The 18,688-nt window shown below is 45.0% G+C and carries 17 protein-coding genes and 1 pseudogene; 8 read left to right on the top strand and 10 right to left on the bottom strand.

Features of this window, described 5'->3' with window-relative positions; genetic code table 11:
• Positions 1-23 precede the first annotated feature (23 nt).
• The 7 genes from purT to AC3D28_RS04915 all read right to left on the bottom strand — a co-directional run bounded on the left by purT (position 24) and on the right by AC3D28_RS04915 (position 7,528).
• Positions 24-1,199 carry a formate-dependent phosphoribosylglycinamide formyltransferase gene (gene purT / locus AC3D28_RS04945; protein WP_488535741.1) on the bottom strand — a complete coding sequence of 392 codons (1,176 nt, stop codon included), beginning with the start codon at positions 1,197-1,199 and terminating at the stop codon, positions 24-26.
• A 151-nt stretch (positions 1,200-1,350) separates the two neighbouring features.
• On the bottom strand, positions 1,351-2,238 hold the full coding sequence (gene cdd, locus AC3D28_RS04940; RefSeq protein ID WP_488535740.1) for a cytidine deaminase: 888 nt from the start codon (positions 2,236-2,238) through the stop codon (positions 1,351-1,353).
• A gap of 348 nt (positions 2,239-2,586) precedes the next feature.
• A complete protein-coding gene (locus tag AC3D28_RS04935) occupies positions 2,587-3,264 on the bottom strand; it encodes a CidB/LrgB family autolysis modulator (RefSeq protein ID WP_488535739.1) in 678 nt (225 codons plus the stop codon).
• Between the two features lies 1 nt (position 3,265).
• Positions 3,266-3,640 carry a CidA/LrgA family protein gene (locus AC3D28_RS04930; protein ID WP_488535738.1) on the bottom strand — a complete coding sequence of 125 codons (375 nt, stop codon included), beginning with the start codon at positions 3,638-3,640 and terminating at the stop codon, positions 3,266-3,268.
• A 55-nt stretch (positions 3,641-3,695) separates the two neighbouring features.
• Positions 3,696-5,117 (bottom strand): exodeoxyribonuclease I, encoded by a 1,422-nt coding sequence (gene sbcB / locus AC3D28_RS04925; protein ID WP_488535737.1) that lies wholly within the window; start codon positions 5,115-5,117, stop codon positions 3,696-3,698.
• A gap of 155 nt (positions 5,118-5,272) precedes the next feature.
• On the bottom strand, positions 5,273-6,646 hold the full coding sequence (locus AC3D28_RS04920) for an L-cystine transporter (protein WP_488535736.1): 1,374 nt from the start codon (positions 6,644-6,646) through the stop codon (positions 5,273-5,275).
• A gap of 189 nt (positions 6,647-6,835) precedes the next feature.
• The gene (locus AC3D28_RS04915) at positions 6,836-7,528 is read right to left on the bottom strand and encodes an NAD(P)H-binding protein (protein ID WP_488535735.1); all 693 of its coding nucleotides are present in this window, start codon (positions 7,526-7,528) and stop codon (positions 6,836-6,838) included.
• Between the two features lie 274 nt (positions 7,529-7,802).
• Here AC3D28_RS04915 and cobT point away from each other — a divergent pair, with 274 nt between their 5' ends.
• The 8 genes from cobT to btuD all read left to right on the top strand — a co-directional run bounded on the left by cobT (position 7,803) and on the right by btuD (position 15,920).
• A complete protein-coding gene (cobT, locus tag AC3D28_RS04910) occupies positions 7,803-8,846 on the top strand; it encodes a nicotinate-nucleotide--dimethylbenzimidazole phosphoribosyltransferase (RefSeq protein WP_488535734.1) in 1,044 nt (347 codons plus the stop codon).
• On the top strand, positions 8,846-9,643 hold the full coding sequence (locus AC3D28_RS04905) for an adenosylcobinamide-GDP ribazoletransferase (RefSeq protein WP_098415473.1): 798 nt from the start codon (positions 8,846-8,848) through the stop codon (positions 9,641-9,643). The genes cobT and AC3D28_RS04905 overlap by 1 nt, the downstream gene beginning before the upstream one ends.
• The gene (gene cobU, locus AC3D28_RS04900) at positions 9,640-10,179 is read left to right on the top strand and encodes a bifunctional adenosylcobinamide kinase/adenosylcobinamide-phosphate guanylyltransferase (protein WP_488535733.1); all 540 of its coding nucleotides are present in this window, start codon (positions 9,640-9,642) and stop codon (positions 10,177-10,179) included. The genes AC3D28_RS04905 and cobU overlap by 4 nt, the downstream gene beginning before the upstream one ends.
• Before the next feature lie 61 nt (positions 10,180-10,240).
• Complete coding sequence (gene cobC / locus AC3D28_RS04895) at positions 10,241-10,855, top strand: alpha-ribazole phosphatase family protein (protein ID WP_488535732.1); 615 nt, start codon at positions 10,241-10,243, stop codon at positions 10,853-10,855.
• Between the two features lie 137 nt (positions 10,856-10,992).
• Complete coding sequence (locus AC3D28_RS04890) at positions 10,993-12,789, top strand: M3 family oligoendopeptidase (protein WP_488535731.1); 1,797 nt, start codon at positions 10,993-10,995, stop codon at positions 12,787-12,789.
• A gap of 271 nt (positions 12,790-13,060) precedes the next feature.
• The gene (locus AC3D28_RS04885) at positions 13,061-14,089 is read left to right on the top strand and encodes a succinylglutamate desuccinylase (RefSeq protein WP_488535730.1); all 1,029 of its coding nucleotides are present in this window, start codon (positions 13,061-13,063) and stop codon (positions 14,087-14,089) included.
• A gap of 81 nt (positions 14,090-14,170) precedes the next feature.
• Entirely contained in the window at positions 14,171-15,166 is a 996-nt protein-coding gene (gene btuC, locus AC3D28_RS04880; protein WP_488535729.1) for a vitamin B12 ABC transporter permease BtuC, read from the top strand.
• Positions 15,153-15,920 (top strand): vitamin B12 ABC transporter ATP-binding protein BtuD, encoded by a 768-nt coding sequence (gene btuD, locus AC3D28_RS04875; RefSeq protein WP_488535728.1) that lies wholly within the window; start codon positions 15,153-15,155, stop codon positions 15,918-15,920. Before btuC ends, btuD begins: the two co-directional genes overlap by 14 nt.
• A 103-nt stretch (positions 15,921-16,023) precedes the next feature.
• Here the strand turns inward: btuD and AC3D28_RS04870 are convergent, their stop codons facing one another.
• The 3 genes and pseudogenes from AC3D28_RS04870 to AC3D28_RS04860 all read right to left on the bottom strand — a co-directional run bounded on the left by AC3D28_RS04870 (position 16,024) and on the right by AC3D28_RS04860 (position 18,618).
• Positions 16,024-16,599: a nucleoside triphosphate pyrophosphohydrolase family protein gene (locus tag AC3D28_RS04870; RefSeq protein WP_098415480.1), complete on the bottom strand. Its 576-nt coding sequence runs from the start codon at positions 16,597-16,599 to the stop codon at positions 16,024-16,026.
• 113 nt (positions 16,600-16,712) lie between these two features.
• Positions 16,713-17,294, bottom strand: coding sequence for a DUF1415 domain-containing protein (locus tag AC3D28_RS04865; protein ID WP_488535727.1), 582 nt, complete (start codon positions 17,292-17,294; stop codon positions 16,713-16,715).
• Between the two features lie 99 nt (positions 17,295-17,393).
• Positions 17,394-18,618, bottom strand: a pseudogene (locus AC3D28_RS04860) (MFS transporter).
• Positions 18,619-18,688: the final 70 nt, after the last annotated feature.

Genomic DNA, 18,688 nt, shown 5'->3' with positions numbered 1-18,688 from the left:
TTTTTTGTAGGAGTGGAGCGCGTTTAATAAGTGACATTCACTTTTGACGCACTCTCAATAGCATCTTGAACGGCTTCTTCGGTCGTTTTACGTTGAGTAAGAACAACACCTAAGCGGCGGCGACCATCAATCTCAGGCTTACCGAATAGACGAACTTGCGTTTGAGGTTGAGCTAAGGCTTTGGTTAGATTGTTAAAGCGAATGCTTGTTGAAGTCCCTTGACCAAGTATTACGGCGGACGCTGATGGACCATATTGCACAATTTTATTAATCGGCATTCCGGTAAATGCACGTACGTGGAGAGCAAACTCTGACATTTCCTGAGAAATCATCGTGACCATGCCTGTATCGTGTGGGCGAGGAGAGATCTCATTGAAAATGACCTTATCGCCTTTAACAAACAACTCTACACCAAAGAGGCCGTAGCCACCGAGCGCGTTTACCACTTTCTCTGCCGTGTATTCTGCTGCTTTTATTGCGTTTTCTGACATGGCTTGCGGTTGCCATGATTCGCGGTAGTCACCATCTTCCTGACGATGGCCAATTGGAGCACAGAAATGAACACCATCAACAGCTCTGGCTGTCAATAAAGTGATTTCGTAATCAAAATCGATAAAGCCTTCAATAATGACACGCCCATAACCTGTGCGTCCGCCTTCTTGTGCGTGTTCCCACGCTTTTTGAATGCCGTCTTCGGTCTTAATAACACTCTGCCCCTTACCTGATGAGCTCATGACAGGCTTAACCACACATGGGATACCGACGTGTTCGACTGCACTTTTGAAGTCATCGTAGTTATCAGCAAATTGGTAAGGGGAGGTCGCCAAGTTAAGCGTTTCTGCGGCTAAACGACGGATACCTTCGCGGTTCATCGTGAGCTGAGTTGCTTTTGCCGTTGGCACCACGTTCAAACCTTTTTTTTCAAGTTCAACCAATTTATCAGTAGCGATAGCTTCGATCTCTGGTACAACATAAGTGGGTTGTTCTTGATCAATAATTTTTTCTAAGGCTTGACCGTCTAACATATCAATCACATAACTTCGGTGAGCGACTTGCATTGCTGGAGCATCGGCATAACGGTCGCAAGCAATGACCTCCAATCCAAGTCTCTGGCATTCAATCGCGACTTCTTTACCAAGTTCGCCAGAACCCAGAAGCAATACACGAGTAGCATTTGCGCTGGTTGCAGTACCAAACATAGTGTTCCCTTACAAAATAAAGTGATGAGATAGAAATTGCAGGGGATCATACTGATTTTTTTTAACGAAGCAAACGTTTGCGTTGTGGTTTTGATAATAATAACCCTGCAAAATATGCAGGGTTATTGGGCGCAGCTAGGAGAGACAGGGGTTACACGTTTGCAAAGCTTAAAGGAATATCAGGATTGATTGCTTCTAGTGTTGATTGTGTGTCCGCTAAGTGACTGATTTTCCCCTTAGCGCTTTCTGCTAAAGCGGCCGACTTAATATTATCGAAGGTATCGCTCGCCATCAGAATTTGGATTAGAGCTACCTGCAGTGGTGGCAGGCTAGGGTTGAACGCAGCATTCTCCGCATAAGCTCCCTGGAAAACACGACCACTTACCATTTCAAGAGCAATACCACTCATATTGTTAGTGTATGGTGAGTGACTCATATTCATTGCATCTACTGCTTTTTGAACAAGAGCATCCTCTTCATCGTAGGTAAAGTTGTGTTTATTACCATCCATAAGACGCAAGTTTATGCCGAGATCACCAGGACCGAATGCTTCTGGAAGATAGTTATGCAGAGATTTTTCTTCACGCTCAGGAAGTTGAATTTTGAGCTCTGCTGAAGTCGTCAGTTCGTTCATGAACTGACGACAGTGGCCACATGGGCTGTAGTTAATCGTGATGTCTTTAATACCACGTTCACCTTTCATCCAAGCATGGCTAATAGCACATTGCTCAGCATGAACCGTTTGTCCGAGTTGAACGCCGAGAAACTCCATATTTGCGCCAAAGTAAAGACGACCCGATAAACCACGAACGATTGCGCCTACATAGAATTCGGAAATTGTAGCGTAGGAAAACGCAGCGGCAAAAGGAAGCAGAGCAACACGAAGCTCTTTATCTGATAAGTCAGTAGCTGAAAGCAACTGTTCAAACTGTTGCTCTGAAAGCGTAGCATCAAAATCATCCGCTTGAATGATAGGAGCCAGTTGTTTGGAAAGTGCTTCTGGAGCGCTCGCTAGCGCCTGTTCAATGCGACTTTTCATGTTGAATCCTTGTTATTGCATGGATAGTTATTCTATGTAAAAGAGAGAAATGTTCTGTGCTACACGTCACACTGGTGAGTGTAATTGAGTTTTCTGTTACACAGTTTGAGTGAGCTCACACATGTATTCGATTGCATTCTCGTGAAGCGTTAACTCAGTCTCACTATCAAGTATATTAGCGTATATTCATATTCCAAGTAGCATCAATGTGCTATGACCACGGTTATGCTTGATTTAGGTCTATTTCTAAAGTGCTTAGAGAATCGCTATTTGGTCGTGCGCAGGAAGGTGGTGTTGATTAACGTTAAAGAGCTAAGGACGGAGGCCTGATAGAGGAGGACAGGCCAACTACTGATAAAACCAGACTGCTAAGGCAAAAAAACTTGGAGCTAAAAGAGAAGTGATGATGCCACATAAAACTAATGCTAACGATGAAAACGCAGCATCAACTGGTTGTTTCTCTGCGCAAGTGGCTGTGCCCAACGCATGAGATACGGTACCCATCGTTAAACCTCGTGCAATTGGGTGTTTAATGCCAATCAGGTTATAAATTGGGTATGCTAAAATCGCGCCTAGGAGGCCAACAATAAGCACTAAGATTGCAGCCACTGCGGCTTCGCCTCCTAGGTGGCTAGAGATTTCCATCGCAATCGGTGTGGTCACAGATTTCCCCAGCAAGCTTGCGATTAAACTGATATCTGCTTTAAAAGCAACGGCTATTAACGTTGTCGTCATCATCGACATCACGCTGCCTACCATGCAAGCAAATGTGATGATGCGCCAGTTCGCTTTAATTTGTGGAAGCTGTTCATACAATGGGTAAGCCAGAGCAACAACCGCGGGTTGAAGTAAAAAGCTGAGCCCTTTGTTATCTGTATAATAGGTTTCATAGGGTACATTTAGGTAGGTTAATAATGGAATTAATACCGCGATACTGATCAGCAAAGGGTTTGCTATTGGGGTATTAAGCTTGATAGCGATCTGACGAGCCGCCAGAAAAACTACCACAGTGACAATTAACCACATATTAGTGTTCCTCTTTTAGCAGGTAATCGAGCAGCCAAGCTAGGCTTACTAAGACAATGAGTGAGCCTCCAACAGCGCTAGCAATAATCGGCAGTGCGTTGGCAAGTAGTATATCGAAGTGCTGCATCAGGCCGACGCTAATCGGGACGAACAACAGGATCATATAGCGGATGAACAGCGTAGCCCCAGGTTTTACCCAATCGACTTTGACAACCCCCAGCGTCATGGAGAAAAACAATATAAGCATACCGATGACACTTCCTGGTACGGAAACGCCAGTGAACTTTTGAATGGCAATACCGATGCCAAGAGCTCCCATAATGAGGAAGAAGGAGATGAGCAGTTGGATCAGTTGTAAGAATCGGTCTTTAATCATTTCGGCAGCATATAAACGACAAGCACACCAGAAGGTGCGCTTGTATCAGGATAAGTTAGGAAGCGAGGTTCTCAACATAACGGTATACGGATTTTAATATCGTAAGCTTCTTTTCGTCACTTTCATGTTCGTGAACTAAGTTCTCTAAATTCAGCATGTATTCTTCGATTTGATTTTCAAATACTTCTCGGCAGTGCAAAGCCCAACGCCTTTGTTCTTGATCATCTAGCTTTCCAGGGAAGTTACGAGCACGGTAGCGGAACAATAATGGTTTTATGCGCTTATCGTCGAATTCAATATCCAGCGCGGCTAGGTTATTCGGGTCTGTTTCACGAATGATATCCATTGCGGCGCGATCTGCAGGAGAAAAGAACCCATTATAAAGTTGAGTATCAACGTCATCACTCTTTTCAAACTTACGTTCGATAGAAAACAGATTAATCAGCTTTTCTCGAATTTCAGGATGCTGACGAAGTAGTGCCAGGTTGGCTAAGCATTGCTGACGATCGATACCAATCTTTTCTGCGTTTTCAGACGTCAGTGTTTTTGCCGGCGCAAGAATAGGGCATTTGTTCAGGTGAACCAATTTGACTGGAACAGGCAATAACTCTCCCAGATCCTCACGTTTAGTGTAGAGCCTTTCGTGTAACTCTTCGGCAGATAGCTCAAGAATTGGTTGCGGATTTTTGGCTAAGTCAATCGTAATAACGGCGTTATTATTCGTCGGGTGCCACGCGACAGGTACAATCCAACTGGTGTATTGGCATTCGCGACCCAGCATGCCTGATACGTGCATCAGTGGCGTCATATTAACGATATCGACTAACTCGTTTAACCTACGTTTCTGACGCATAGAAAAGAAGTAATCAAATAGCTTTGGTTGAGCCGCTTTTACTTTTTTCGCCATTTCGATAGTCGCGATAACGTCTGCCATCGCATCGTGCGCATTACTGTGTTCGATACCGTTGGCGAAAGACAAGTGCTCTAATTTAAAGCTGGTAAAACCGTCTTCATTTTCTGGCCATTCAACGCCTTCTGGACGAAGGGCATGGCACGCTCGTAACACATCGAGTAAATCCCAGCGTGAGTTGCCGTTTTGCCAACTCCAAGCGTAGGGGTCAATGAAGTTGCGATAACAAGTATAACGAGTAACCTCGTCATCAAAGCGAATGCTGTTATAACCTAAACTGGTTGTTTTGGGTTTAGCAAGTTCAGCGTGAATTTTAGCGATAAACTCAGGTTCAGGAAGGCCTTCCTGAATTGTTTTTTGCGGAGTAATACCGGTAATAAGCGCAGCTTCTGGGGATGGGAGATAATCAGCGGGTGGCTGGCAGTACATGACTAACGGCTCACCGATGATGTTAAAGTTTTCATCTGTGCGAACGCCAGCAAACTGGCTTGGGCGGTCTTTTGCGGGATTAGTTCCCCAAGTCTCGTAGTCAAAGAAGAAAAAAGTTGGCTGATTATCTTGGTGCATTCTGCTTACCGTTTACGGAACCGATAACAGTATTAGACCATTCAACGCTTTGACTAGCAACGAAAGATGCAAGGTGAATTTTTGAAAATATTAAGCCGATGGCGAACCATCGGCTTAATATTTTACGTTTTATTGCTTGGGAAGTAGTTTGAGCTTTACGCTCGTGTTTCTTCCAATGCTGTTTCGCTTTCAGGTGACTTCAACACTCGGCTAGCAATCGTGCCAGCCGTCATTGAGCCTGATACGTTAAGTGCGGTACGAGCCATATCAATCAATGGTTCGATAGAGATAAGCAGCGCTGCAATAGTCACCGGCAAACCCATCGCAGGAAGAACAATCAATGCAGCAAAGGTTGCACCACCACCAACACCAGCAATACCGAATGAGCTGATAGTAATCATGCCAATCAAGGAAAGGATAAAGTGTAAGTCTAATGGGTTTATGCCCATACTCGGCGCGACCATTACCGCAAGCATAGCCGGGTAGATACCCGCACAGCCATTTTGACCGATAGTGGCGCCAAATGATGCCGATAGATTAGCAATCGCTGGTGGTACGTTGAGCTTGGTGATCTGTGCTTCCACATTGAGTGGGATAGTTGCCGCCGAGCTACGTGATGTAAAAGCGAAGGTCAATACTGGCCAAATCTTCTTAAAGAATTCCGTAGGGCTGACACCAACAAAAGAGACAAGCAAACCATGGACGACAAACATCAATGCAATCGCAACATAAGACGCAACAATAAAGCCAAGCAAGTTAAGGATATCACCCGCGCTTGAAGTTGCTACAACCTTAGCCATTAGTGCGGCAATACCATATGGCGTTAAGGCCATGATCATCTTCACCAAACGCATCACGATAGACTGAGCTGCTTCAACGAAAGTACGAATCGGTGATTCCAACTCTGTTTTCTCCATCATGACTTTGCGAGCGGCAATACCCATTAGCACACCGAAAATAACCACGGCAATAATCGACGTAGAACGAGCGCCAGTTAAATCCGCAAATGGGTTTGTTGGAATAAAGCTGATTAACATTTGAGGAATGGTCAGGTCGCTAACGGTACCTGCACGGCTTTCCAGCACAGCGATTCGAGCTGTTTCACGAGCCCCTTCGGTTAGGCCTTCGGCTGACAAGCCAAATGTTGTGGTAACTAAAATACCAATGAGCGCAGCAATCGCCGTCGTGATCAATAGAACCGAGATTGTCAGGCCAGAAATCTTACCCAGCGAGCCGCCTTTTTCTAGTTTAACCACGGCAGAGATCATCGACACCAACACCAGTGGCATGATAACCATCTTCAACAGACCCACGTAGCCACTGCCAACGATGCCAACCCACTCAAGCGTTTGAGAAATGGCGTCGCTACCTTCACCGTGAAGCAATTGTAAGGCGAGACCAAAAAGTGACCCCGTAACAAGGCCAATTAACACGAGGCGAGAAAGAGAGTGTTGTTTTTGTTGTTGGTTAAAAAGAAAGAATAATACGCCAACAAAAACTGCGAGAGAGGCTATCACTGCAAAATTCATAATCTGACCTTATTAGTCCGCCGAAAAGACCGACTGTTTGTTCTTTGGAGTTATTGATTGGCGCGTAAGATAACGCTCTGGATATAACTTTGAAAATGACAAACAGGTATTAGTTAGATCAAAAATGCATATAAACAGCAGTGATGAATTATGAGTAAATAGGACTTAGCATACAGATTATACTCATGGCTATTCGTAGGTGTGCAGTAAGTTGAGTATCTCCTGCCTTTGCAAATAAACCACCGAATCTTCTTGATAACTGAAAATTTGATAAATCATCGCTTTGGCGACATCTTCTGCATCAATCGGTAAAAAGTTGGACAACTTACCGAGCATGAGTGGGCGAATGACTTTAAAAATACCTTGCACTAGCTTCTCATCGGTACGAGGGATTTCACGTTGCCCAACAAGCGGTCCCGGTCGAGCAAAGACCACTTCCTCAAAGCCCATCGCTTTGATTCTTTGCTCCGTTTGTCCTTTACAAGCGAGATAATGGGAAGGGGATTGGCTGTTTGCGCCAAGGCTTGATACCACAGCTAAGCGTTTTACGCCGATTGTTTTCATTTGCTGCGCCACTTTACACACTAAATCTACATCCACATTACGTAGATTTTCTTTATTGCCCGCTTGCTTCAGTGTTGTTCCTAAGCAAATAAATCCGATTTGAGGGGGGGATTGCTGTTCATCCCATTGATGGATAGATAGATCGGCGTCAATGATAGGGACGATTTTGTTTGCAGGATCGGGGACATTGTTGATAGGGCGCCGAGAAAGGCAATATAAAGGACCAACACCTGATTGAGTAATAAGATTAGCGACTACTTTTGAACCTACTAAGCCAGTTGCGCCAGCAACAATCACGCAGGTGTTGTGGTTATCCATGCCATTCTCCTATCTGGAACACGTACCCAGCTATTGTATCTGATTTCATAGGGTTACATATACTCAAATGCTCTCAAGTTGAGTGCTTCTGCAAGAATAACGGCGCTTCTCAAAGAGAAGGTTGATTAGCACTGCCTCTCGTGCGCGCTAAAGTATACAATAATCTGCTTATTCAAAAGACTATCTATGTATAGATTACGATATAAAAACGTGACTCGTACTCGTTAACTAGATTAAACAGGCGCACACCCTGAATAAATCAAAGGAACTAAAAATGGATTACGCTTTTGCTGCAGAAATACAAGCACGCATAGACAATAAAACCAAGCCCGTTGGTTCTCTGGGGCAACTCGAAAAGGTAGCGTTACAACTCGCGCTTATTCAAAGCCAAGATAAACACAAAGCCGTGGAAAAGATTGAAATTTATCAACCTAGTATGTTGGTGTTCGCTGGTGACCACGGTGTGGCCGAAGAAGGGATCAGTATTGCGTCAAGCGAAGTGACTCAGCAAATGGTGGCCAACTTTCTCACCGGTGGCGCGGCCATCAATTGTTTCTGCGACATCAACGACATTCAATTCAAAGTGATAGATTGCGGCATGCTGACGCCGATGAATGTCCTTGTCCCAGAATTTAAGTCTCACCCCAACTTCATTGAGCGACGCTTAGGCAATGGCACGGGCAACTTAGCCAAACAGACCGCAATGTCGCAAGAGCAAGTGGCATTGGGGTTGGAGTATGGGACGAAAATCGCAGAGAAAACGATCCTATCTGGTTCAAACCTACTGATGTTCGGAGAAATGGGAATTGGAAATACCAGTTCGGCTTCGGCGTTGTTATCAGCGTTGAGTCCGTTAGAGGTTAATCATTGTATTGGTCTAGGAACGGGCATTAACCAACAGCAGTTGAATCGTAAGTATAAATTGGTGGCTCAAGGTGTTAATCGATGTCGAGGGCTCAGTACAAAAGCGATTTTAGCGCAAGTTGGTGGGTTTGAAATCGTACAAATGGTTGGGGCTTTTCTTGAAGCTAAACGACTGAAAACGCCAGTTTTAGTAGATGGGTTTATCGTTTCTGTCGCGGCTTATATTGCCACCTTGTTAGATGAAGATGTGCGTCATTACCTGCTTTTTGCTCACTGTTCTGAAGAGAATGGCCACAAGTTTGTGTTGGAGTATCTAAAAGCGGAGCCCTTACTCGATCTTGGACTGCGTCTAGGCGAGGGAACCGGAGCGGCACTCGCATTGCCGTTATTAAAAGCAGCAGCCCAGTTCTACAACAAAATGGCCAGTTTTGAGAGTGCAGGAGTAATGGTGTAGTGTCAGCAACTGAAAAAAACAATCAATCCTCATTACGTTACCAAGGTGAGTTGCTTCTACTGGCCGTCAGTTTTTTTAGCCGCTTACCCGTACCTCAAGATCTGCCGTACAGTGAAGAGCGCATGAATCAAGCTGGGCGCTATTTTGCCTTGGTTGGCCTGATACTTGGCGTGCTTTGTGCCCTAATATTCTCATTCGGGACACTGATTTTCCCACCATCGGTCGCTGTAGTATTAACGATGATGTTTAGCTTGTTGCTTACCGGTGCATTCCATGAAGATGGGCTGACTGATATGGCTGATGGTATTGGTGGTGGTATGACAGTGGAACGTCGTCTTTCTATTATGAAAGACAGCCGGATTGGTACGTATGGCGCGGCGACATTAGTCATGGCACTATTGGCCAAGTTTATCTTTTGGAATGAGCTTGCTCATTTGTCATCCTTTGGATTGATCATTGTGGTGGCTTATACTGCTAGCAGAGCTTTAGCCGCTACGCTTATTTATGATATGCCTTACGTCAGTGATAGCGATACCTCTAAAAGTAAACCTCTGGCGAGTAGGCAATCACCTTTAGAAGTGGCGATCTTGTTGTTGACTGGTGGCGTTGTAATGCTTTTACTTGGCACCTCGCAGGCCATTGTTATGACGTTGGTTCTCGTTGTCTTTCGTTGCATTTTCAAACGTTGGTTAACCAAGCGAATTGGCGGCTTCACCGGGGATTGCCTTGGTGCGGCGCAGCAATTAGCAGAGCTGCTTATTTATCTTACTCTTATTGCGTTTTATTACCTGCCATGAAGCAACTTATCTTAGGCGGAGCTCGCTCCGGAAAATCGACGTTTGCAGAACAAACCGCAAGACAGTTGTCTAGAACGACCCAAATCTCTTTACATTACGTCGCAACGGCGTTGCCCTTTGATGAAGAAATGCGAGAGCGAATTGCACACCATCAAAATCAGCGAGGAGCTGGGTGGCAAGAACATGAGTGTCCGCATAACCTTGCTGCGTTGCTTGCAGGTTTTAATAGTGATGATGTTGTGCTAATAGATTGCCTTACATTATGGCTCAACAACTGGATTTTTGAGCTAGGCGATGCTTGTTGCAATGAAAAGCTAGAAGCCGAAATTAAAAAACTGGAACAAGTCGTGATGGGGTCAAGTGCTAACTTGATCTTCGTCTCCAATGAGGTCGGCATGGGTATCGTGCCAATGGGGACTGTCAGCCGCCACTTTGTAGATAACGCCGGACGAATGAATCAACGATTAGCAAGAGCTTGTCAGCGAGTGACGTTTGTTGCGGCAGGCTTGCCACTAGTTTTAAAAGCCGAGACGTGAATCGACTTATCTTGCTGAAAGTGCTTTTAACTTGAAACGGCAACAGCCTTAGAGATGGAAAATGAAATCGTTCAATATTTACCTTATGCGTCATGGCAAAGTCGATGCCGCACCGGGATTACACGGGCAAACTGATTTTAAAGTGAAATTAGCCGAGCAACATCGCATTACTAAGGCATGGCAAGACAGTGGCCGTGTGGTTGGCGGGGTGGTGTCTTCCTCACTTTCGCGCTGCAAGGAACTGGCTGACCTTATCGCAGAGCCGCAGCTATTACCGATGATCGCGAAAGACGAATTACAGGAAATGGCATTTGGAGATTTTGACGGTGTGCCTTTTGATATGCTTACTGATCATTGGAAAAAGCTTGAGGCCTTCTGGCAATCACCATCTCAGCACACGCTACCGAATGCCGAGAGCCTGAGTACATTTTCTCAGCGTGTTAACTGTGCTTGGTCTCAAATCATCAACGATATCAATGATGACTTATTAGTTGTCACACATGGTGGCGTAATTCGAATGATTTTGGCTCAAGTTTTAGGCGTGGATTGGCGCAATCCGAAATGGTATTCGACGTTAGCGATAGAGAATGCGTCCGTTACTCACATAACCATAACCATCGATGACCAGATTTACGCCTCTGTTCGTTCGATTGGCGTACCTCTTTTAGAAAGTTAATATTAGGAGCGGTTGCCTTTAAAAGTAAAAACAATCAAGGAAGAAAAACGCCTCCAGTCACGGAAGTCGTCGGTTCTCAACCTTCTACCAACAGGAAAAAGGGAAGCTGGCTCAATTAAATCAAAGGAACATAACAAATGACCATACCGAGTTGGGACTTATCTATTGTCTATAACGACCTTGCCGACCCACGTATTCAACATGATATTGCTCTGGTTGAACAATGCATCGACCTACTTAACAAGCAATCGACCGATTGTGACAATGTTGAAGTCATGCAAAACGCGATTTTAACCAGTGAAGCAGCCAGTCGTTTAGCCGGCACAATTGCTAATTTTGCTAATTGTTATGCATCTGTTGATGCCACGAATACCGAAGCAAAAGCGTTGCTCGGACGCATGACGCGTATTTTCTCTGAGCTTTCTCAAGCATTCAGTCCGTTTGAGCTAACGCTGACTCACGCAGATGAAGCATTTGTTTTGCGTGTGTTAGACCACAAAAATCCAGATATTAGCGGACAAGCCTTCTCGATTTTGAATTTGAGAAAGTTGGCGGATACTCGCCTTAGTAACGCAGAAGAAAAACTGTTAGCAGCGATGAGCGTAGATGGTAAGTCTGCGTGGGGGAAGTTGTACGACAACCTGACTGGCTCATTAAAAGTACAGTTAAATTATGCCGATGGTAAGAGCGAAGAACTTGGTTTTTCTCAGGCAGCGAGCATTCTTTATGGGAGTGAGTTTGATCGCCAAGAAGCCGCTTGGCGAGGGGTGCAAAGTGCGATGCAAACGCACCAAGAGTCATTTGCAGCGATTTTGAATGCCCTTGCCGGTTGGCGTCTAACCGAAAATAAAAAACGCTCTACCAAGCGTGAAATACATTTTTTAGAGCCGAGCTTACATGCCAGTCGAATCCAAGCCGAAACGCTAGATGCCATGATGACGGTCGCAAAAGACAACCGTGATATCGGCCAGAAAGCGGGTTTTTTGATGGCTCAAGTGCACGGTTTGGATGAGATGAAACCATGGAACCACCTTGCGGCTATGCCTGCTTTACAAGGGAAAGCGAAGCTCTACGATTTTGATGAAGCGATTGATGTTATTTGCGAAGCGTTTGAAAGCGTGAATCCGGAGATGTCTGATTTTGTCCGGTTAATGGTTCAAAACGGTTGGATTGATGCTGCGCCGAATGCCAATAAACGTCTTGGAGCGTATTGCACTAAGTTACCAGCAACGCGTACGCCGTTAGTATTCATGACTTGGAGTGGCAGTCGTTCTAACTTGATGACACTTGCACATGAACTTGGTCATGCTTTTCATAACTGGGTGCTTCGTGATTTGCCGCTTTGCCAAACTTATTATCCAATGACGTTGGCAGAAACGGCGTCAATTTTCGCAGAAAATATTGTCCGTGATCATCTTATTTCTAAGGCAGAAAGCGTAGATGATAAGTTGGAAATGTTATGGGAGGAGTTGTCGTCAGCGTTCGCCTTGATGGTTAATATTCCCGTTCGTTATGAATTTGAAAAAGCATTTTATCAGCGTCGGCAAAGCGGTGAGTTGACCGCGCAAGAACTCTGCGACCTTATGTCTACTACGTGGCGAGACTGGTATGGCGAGGTTATGAGCGAACCAGATCCATACTTTTGGGCGAGCAAGTTACACTTTTCAATCTCTGGGGTGAGTTTTTATAACTACCCATATCTATTTGGTTTCTTATTCAGTAAGGGGATCTACGCGCAACGAGACAATAAGGGGGACAATTTCTACACCGATTATCTTAATTTGTTGCGTGATACTGGCAATATGGTGGCAGAAGAGGTGGTTGCAAAGCATTTAGGGATGGATTTAACTAAATCAGACTTTTGGCAACAAAGCGTTGAATTAGTGCGAGAAAAAGTTGATGAATTTGAGTTATTACTCGCACAACGTAACTAGTTTTTGGTGTATTCATAATTCACACGCCTGATAACGATAAAATTTGATCAAATCATAATGATCTAAGTCAGGGCTGTGGTAAAGTTCACAGCCCTAACACTTTGTAATTGTTTAAAAAGTAAACGCCTCAATGCTTGGTTTGAGTGCATGGCGCGAAAAGGTATCGGATTTTCGAGGGAAATGGTGAGTTCTACTCATAAGTGGGATCGCAGCAACAAAAATCCTTTGTACAATTTATTAACATACCCGCCGTGCTATTAAGGAGTAACGCATGACGAAGTCTCTCTTTCGCCAATCGTTTTTAACTGACACGTTAGATATTCATTTCGATGTTGCGCCAGCGGAACAGGTGTTATCTAACGGAGTAAAACTTAAACTCTATCAACGTGGTGTGCTAGAAGTTACCCCTGAGAATTATACTCAGGAGACGAAGAATATCATCATCTCTTGTGGGGTTCATGGGGATGAAACAGCGCCGATGGAACTGGTAGATTCAATGATTAAAGACATTGAATCTGGCTTCCAGACGGTTGATGCTCGTTGTTTATTCATTATCGCTCACCCAGAGTCGACTCTGGCGCATACTCGATGCCTTGAAGAAAACCTCAACCGTCTATTCGATGAAAAAGAACACAAACAGACGAAAGAATTGGTGATTGCCGACATACTTAAGCTGTTAGTCCGAGACTTTTATCAGGGAACCGATCCTACAACACGTTGGCATCTCGACTTACATTGTGCCATTCGTCAATCGAAGCATTATACGTTTGCGGTAAGTCCGAAGACGCGTCATCCAATACGTAGCAAAGCGTTAATGGATTTCTTGGATAGTGCACATATTGAGTCAGTATTGTTATCAAACGCACCGTCGAGCACATTTAGCTGGTACAGTGCTGAGCACTTTGGCGCACAAGCGCTGACAATGGAACTTGGTCGTGTGGCGCGCATTGGGAACAATGCCCTAAATAAATTGACCGCGTTTGATTTGGCTTTGCGTCACTTGATTGCAGAAACTCAAGCTGAACATTTGCCGAAGCCGTGTATTAAATATCGCGTGAGTCGTACGATCGTGCGTTTGAATGAAGATTTCGACTTCATGTTTGATGATAACGTCGAAAACTTTACGTCATTCGTTCACGGTGAAGTATTTGGTCACGATGGTGACAAACCTCTGATGGCAAAGAATGAAAACGAAGCGATTGTATTTCCAAATCGCCATGTTGGCATTGGTGAACGGGCGGCTTTAATGGTTTGTGAAGTAAAAACTCGTTTTGAAGATGGTGAGTTGGTTTACGATTAACTCAGCCCCAAGACACGAAACAATTGCAATTTACCGAGGCTTAACTGTAAGGTTAGGCCTCGTTCGTATTTATCGGTCATTATGGATTTTCAACAACTTATCCTAAACAAGGAGCGACGCTGGCAACGCAATTTTTTGATTATGTCAGTGGTGCTCGCATTGCTCTCTGCCATTCATTTAATGGTTGGAGAGATTTTTCTTTCTCCTCTTCACACCCTCTCCGCATTCGAACAGAAGCTATTATTCGATTTGCGCTTACCAAGGTTGGTTTCAGCGGCGATCATCGGTGCTGCATTGGCAGTTTCTGGGGCTACATTACAGGTATTGCTTGGCAATGTCTTGGCTGAGCCTGGAGTGCTTGGTATCTCTGGTGGTGCGAGCTTGGCGATGGTACTGGTCATGTTTGTATTACCAGTTTCGCCTACACCCATCATTTTTATGTTGGCGGCGATTGCCGGCTCTATGGTATTTACGTTTCTTTTGGTGGTCATTGCTCGGGCCATGCATCTCACCACCGCTCGATTGCTTTTGGTCGGGGTCGCATTAGGTATTTTATCAAGTGCAATTGTTACTTGGGCATTTTACTTTAGTGACGACCTCAGTCTGCGTCAATTGATGTACTGGTTGATGGGAAGCATTGGCGGTGCAAGTTGGTATCAACACACCGTTACTTTAGTGATGCTGCCAGTTTTGATCTGGCTGTGTTGCAAAGGCAAACCGCTCGATAAACTCATGCTGGGAGAAACCCATGCCACTCAGCTTGGTATTGATGTGCATCAAATGCGCTGGAAATTGATTTTGGCTATTTCTGTTTTGGTCGGTGGGGCTGTGGCTTTAGGTGGGATCATCAGCTTTGTGGGGTTGGTCATTCCACATTTGTTACGTTTGGCTTTTGGCACGGAAAATCGTTATTTACTGCCGCTCTCGGCGATGTCTGGTGCAGCTCTATTAGTGTTTGCAGATATCGGCGCGAGATTGTTGTTAGATTCCGCCGAACTACCGTTGGGTGTAATGACGACGTCTATCGGCGCGCCTATTTTCATCTGGATGTTGGTGAAGAGTCATGATGCACGTTAAGCACATTGCGGTAGGTCGCCGACTATTGCCACTTTCATTTGAATGCAAATTAGGCGAAATAGTGCACGTTGTCGGGCCAAATGGTTCAGGTAAAAGTACGTTGCTGTCCGCTATTTCTGGCACCTTAACCAAAAGGGATGGCATGAGTGGGGAAGTGATCCTTGGTGATAAAGACTTGCTTGCTTTACCTCTTTCAGAACAAGCGCACATTCGCGGCTATTTGTGTCAGCAATCTCGACCAGTATTCAATGTAGATGTATTTCAATGCCTTGCGCTATCGTTACCAAGTGGTGCTAACATAACGGACAGTAAAGTACGTGATGCGGTGAACATGGTGGTTGAGCTTGTTCAATTACAAAATAAACTGCATCGTAGTATTCAAACTCTCTCTGGCGGTGAGTGGCAACGGGTGCGGTTGGCTGGGGTGTGTTTGCAAGTATGGCGAAGCATCAATCCTTATTCGCACTTTTTGATCTTGGATGAACCTGCCGCGCCCTTAGATATTGCACAAGAAGGTTTACTTTATCACTTGATAAATACAATGGCGGCTCAGGGTATTGGTGTTTTGGTTGCCAATCACGATCTCAATCGAACATTAAAACATGCCGATAAAGTACTATTACTTAATAATGGTGTACTTCATTCTTCTGGTGATGCCAGTGAGGTATTAACAGAGGAGGGGCTAGGGGAAGTGTTCAAAACCCAAGTCAAAAAAATCATGGTCGAAGACAGACCATATTTGATCTTCGATTAAGATTTCGCGTTGATGTGAATCGAGCGCCCATTAATACAAAGTAGGCAATAAAAAAACGACCCACGAGAGGTCGTTTTTTTATCTTGCATACCTAATTGAACGCTTATTGAGTCAGCGGTTTTAGGTCGGCTGGACGGTAGTAAACGGATTTCAGTACTTTGCCTTTACGAACGGTTTTACCTTCAGATACGAAGTCTTCTGCGCATTTCGCGATGATGTATTCACCTTTTTGTACTGCCATCAGCTTGATGCCTTGTTCAGCATAGAATGCCTCAGTTTCAGCGTATTCTTGTTCGTTACGACACACTTTACTCATGTTGCTTGAGTGTACTTCGTCCCAGCACGGGATAAATTCGATACCACGGTTTACGGCCACGTTTAATAGCAGGTCGATGAGGTAGCTGATCGCTAGGTTGTCTTCTACTTTGCAGTGGCCAAGGTGGACTAGGCGGCCCATAAGGACATAAACGCTGTCTACAATTGCGTCAGCTTGCTCAGTTTTGCAGTCTGCTTCAGCTAACTCGGTCAGCTCTTCGATCGCTAAAGATGTGTGTAGCGTGTCTGCTTGTGCATCTAGGCTAGCAGCGTCTGCGACTTGTAGATCAAACGTGCTGCGGAATTCGGTGATGTCACGGTATAAGTGATCAAAAATCTCTTGGGTTAGCTTTGACAGTTGCATTCTAATTTCCATTGAATCGATTGAGGCGGCAATGATACCAAACCGTAGTTTGAACCCCAAGAGATGAGGCTTTAACTGACGATAAATCTGCTTCTTGGAGGCGCATGCTCTAATTAGCGAAACAGATAAGGGAAGAGGTGTTTACGTTCTTCTTCCGACAGCGCTGAAACGCGCGCGATATTGGTATCGGGAATCGACTCTGGGTCAGGGTAGTGCTTGAGAACTTTTTCCATACTCTCTTCACGGATCAAGTGAAAAATTGGATATGGCGAGCGATTGGTTAAGTTCTCGTCGTCTTCGGGTTCAGCCCCTCCAAAACAGTAATCAGGATGAAAGGTCGCGAGTTGGAAGGTGCCTTCCCAGTTTTGCTGTTTTATCAAGCCTTCTATCCAATCAATGAACATGTTGTAGTCCCAAAAGTCTTGCAACATGTTTGGGGCTACAACCAACGTCGTTTCAAGCTTCTCTGGTCCTGTATTACTGAGTTCAATCAGCTGCAATAAAATATCTTCTAGTAGTGCTTCTTCTTGTTCGGCTTCACTTACCAAGATTTTGATTTGCTTATTGCGCTGTGGTTTGGCGGCAAAAGGACAGAGATTGAGCCCGATTACCACATCATTTAGCCACTGTTCGACCTGCTGAGTGATCGCCTCGATATCGGTAATAGGTGTGTTGTGTGTTGAACGCGTTGACATACGACTTTCTGGTTTTTATTTAAGTAGCGTAAGCATAGCAGAGTCGGTGATCCAAGTAACCACGAGATGTTTATTCTACTTTGTAGTCTGAGCGACGGTTTAACTGCTCTTAAAACTGGCCGGATCGGTCGTTTTACCCATGCGTTTGCTTTCAGTAATGTGTTTTAAGTATGCGATAGCGGCAAACATTGCAAGATAGACTACGCTTCCGCCAATGAGAACGCTGGACCAGCCACCATGCTGCCAACAGTAGAGCAGTAAAAACCCACCAAAACTTCCGCCGATATAGTAGTGAACCAAGTAGAGAGCGGTTGCTGTTGCCTTTGCTTGTGTCGCACTTTTGCCTACCCAGCCGTAGGCTGAGCGTGTGAGTAAAGAAGGCGCCAAAGCTGATTAATAACAAACCAATAAACATTGCCGTGAGGTTTTCAACGGCGGCAATCCACATCCCTGACATACTCACAATCGCGCCCAAAAACATGCCGAAAATGGACGAGTAATGCTTACTCCAGTGGCCTGCGCAGCGAGAGGAGAATGTCCCTCCCAAATAACAGATAAAGATCAATGATGCTAAGCCGACAGGCACATTATGAGGTGCGCTAACCAGTCGAAACCCCATCACAGAATAGAGGTTTACAAACAAAGCGAAGTTAAGGCCACCGATAAGCATCGCGAACCACACTCGTCGGTTTCGGAAGTGACCAATGAGGGCTCGATTTTGATGACGTAAGCTACTTGATGAAGGCGTGAAGTTGTGTTGTGCGGGAAGTAAATAGTAAACACTGATCACTCCCATAAGGGTGATAGCCATCATGACCTTAATCGCAGTATCGACGCTGAAGTTGTCTGTCAATAACCCCCCACTGATACGTCCCGCGATACCACCGAGCGAGTTGGCTGCAATATAAGTCCCGATTGCCATAGAGAATGCGTGTTTGTCGAGCTCTTCGGCCATGTAAGCAACCGCAACAGCCGCAAAGGCCGCAAGTGCTATCCCGATGAGTGCGCGGCACACTACTAAAAATAAAAATGAATCGCCAAGTAACATTAGGCCAGAAAGAGCAGGAATAGAGAACAAGCCAGCCATCATAACGGGCTTACGGCCTATCGATTCAGACAATACGGCCATGGGAACGAGACTGAATGACAGTGCCAGTGTTGACGCTGCGAATAGCCAGTTCACTTGCGTTTCTGAAATGGCGAAAATTCGCGCAAAGGCAGGCAGCATTGGCTGCAATAGGTATAAATTGGAGAAAACTAAAAAGGAGCCAAGCGCAAGAGAGAGCGTAATACGTTTGTATTCCGGCGTACCAAAAGTGACCATGAATTCTGCCTAATCGGAGCAAATAAGAGAGATTGTGATCAATCTATCAGTTCATCTTGAATAAAAAAAA

It is taken from the genome of Vibrio sp. TAP-3B, from assembly GCF_057784735.1.
The sequence above is the reverse complement of the archived record's forward strand: the minus strand, read 5'-3'. Positions and strand labels throughout refer to the sequence as shown.

Excerpts from the sequence above, each read along its gene's own strand:
- purT (WP_488535741.1), bottom strand. The coding sequence starts at position 1,199 with ATGTTTGGTACTGCAACCAGCGCAAATGCTACTCGTGTATTGCTTCTG.
- cdd (WP_488535740.1), bottom strand. The coding sequence starts at position 2,238 with ATGAAAAGTCGCATTGAACAGGCGCTAGCGAGCGCTCCAGAAGCACTT.
- AC3D28_RS04935 (WP_488535739.1), bottom strand. The coding sequence starts at position 3,264 with ATGTGGTTAATTGTCACTGTGGTAGTTTTTCTGGCGGCTCGTCAGATC.
- AC3D28_RS04930 (WP_488535738.1), bottom strand. The coding sequence starts at position 3,640 with ATGATTAAAGACCGATTCTTACAACTGATCCAACTGCTCATCTCCTTC.
- sbcB (WP_488535737.1), bottom strand. The coding sequence starts at position 5,117 with ATGCACCAAGATAATCAGCCAACTTTTTTCTTCTTTGACTACGAGACT.
- AC3D28_RS04920 (WP_488535736.1), bottom strand. The coding sequence starts at position 6,646 with ATGAATTTTGCAGTGATAGCCTCTCTCGCAGTTTTTGTTGGCGTATTA.
- AC3D28_RS04915 (WP_488535735.1), bottom strand. The coding sequence starts at position 7,528 with ATGGATAACCACAACACCTGCGTGATTGTTGCTGGCGCAACTGGCTTA.
- cobT (WP_488535734.1), top strand. The coding sequence starts at position 7,803 with ATGGATTACGCTTTTGCTGCAGAAATACAAGCACGCATAGACAATAAA.
- cobU (WP_488535733.1), top strand. The coding sequence starts at position 9,640 with ATGAAGCAACTTATCTTAGGCGGAGCTCGCTCCGGAAAATCGACGTTT.
- cobC (WP_488535732.1), top strand. The coding sequence starts at position 10,241 with ATGAAATCGTTCAATATTTACCTTATGCGTCATGGCAAAGTCGATGCC.
- AC3D28_RS04890 (WP_488535731.1), top strand. The coding sequence starts at position 10,993 with ATGACCATACCGAGTTGGGACTTATCTATTGTCTATAACGACCTTGCC.
- AC3D28_RS04885 (WP_488535730.1), top strand. The coding sequence starts at position 13,061 with ATGACGAAGTCTCTCTTTCGCCAATCGTTTTTAACTGACACGTTAGAT.
- btuC (WP_488535729.1), top strand. The coding sequence starts at position 14,171 with ATGGATTTTCAACAACTTATCCTAAACAAGGAGCGACGCTGGCAACGC.
- btuD (WP_488535728.1), top strand. The coding sequence starts at position 15,153 with ATGATGCACGTTAAGCACATTGCGGTAGGTCGCCGACTATTGCCACTT.
- AC3D28_RS04870 (WP_098415480.1), bottom strand. The coding sequence starts at position 16,599 with ATGCAACTGTCAAAGCTAACCCAAGAGATTTTTGATCACTTATACCGT.
- AC3D28_RS04865 (WP_488535727.1), bottom strand. The coding sequence starts at position 17,294 with ATGTCAACGCGTTCAACACACAACACACCTATTACCGATATCGAGGCG.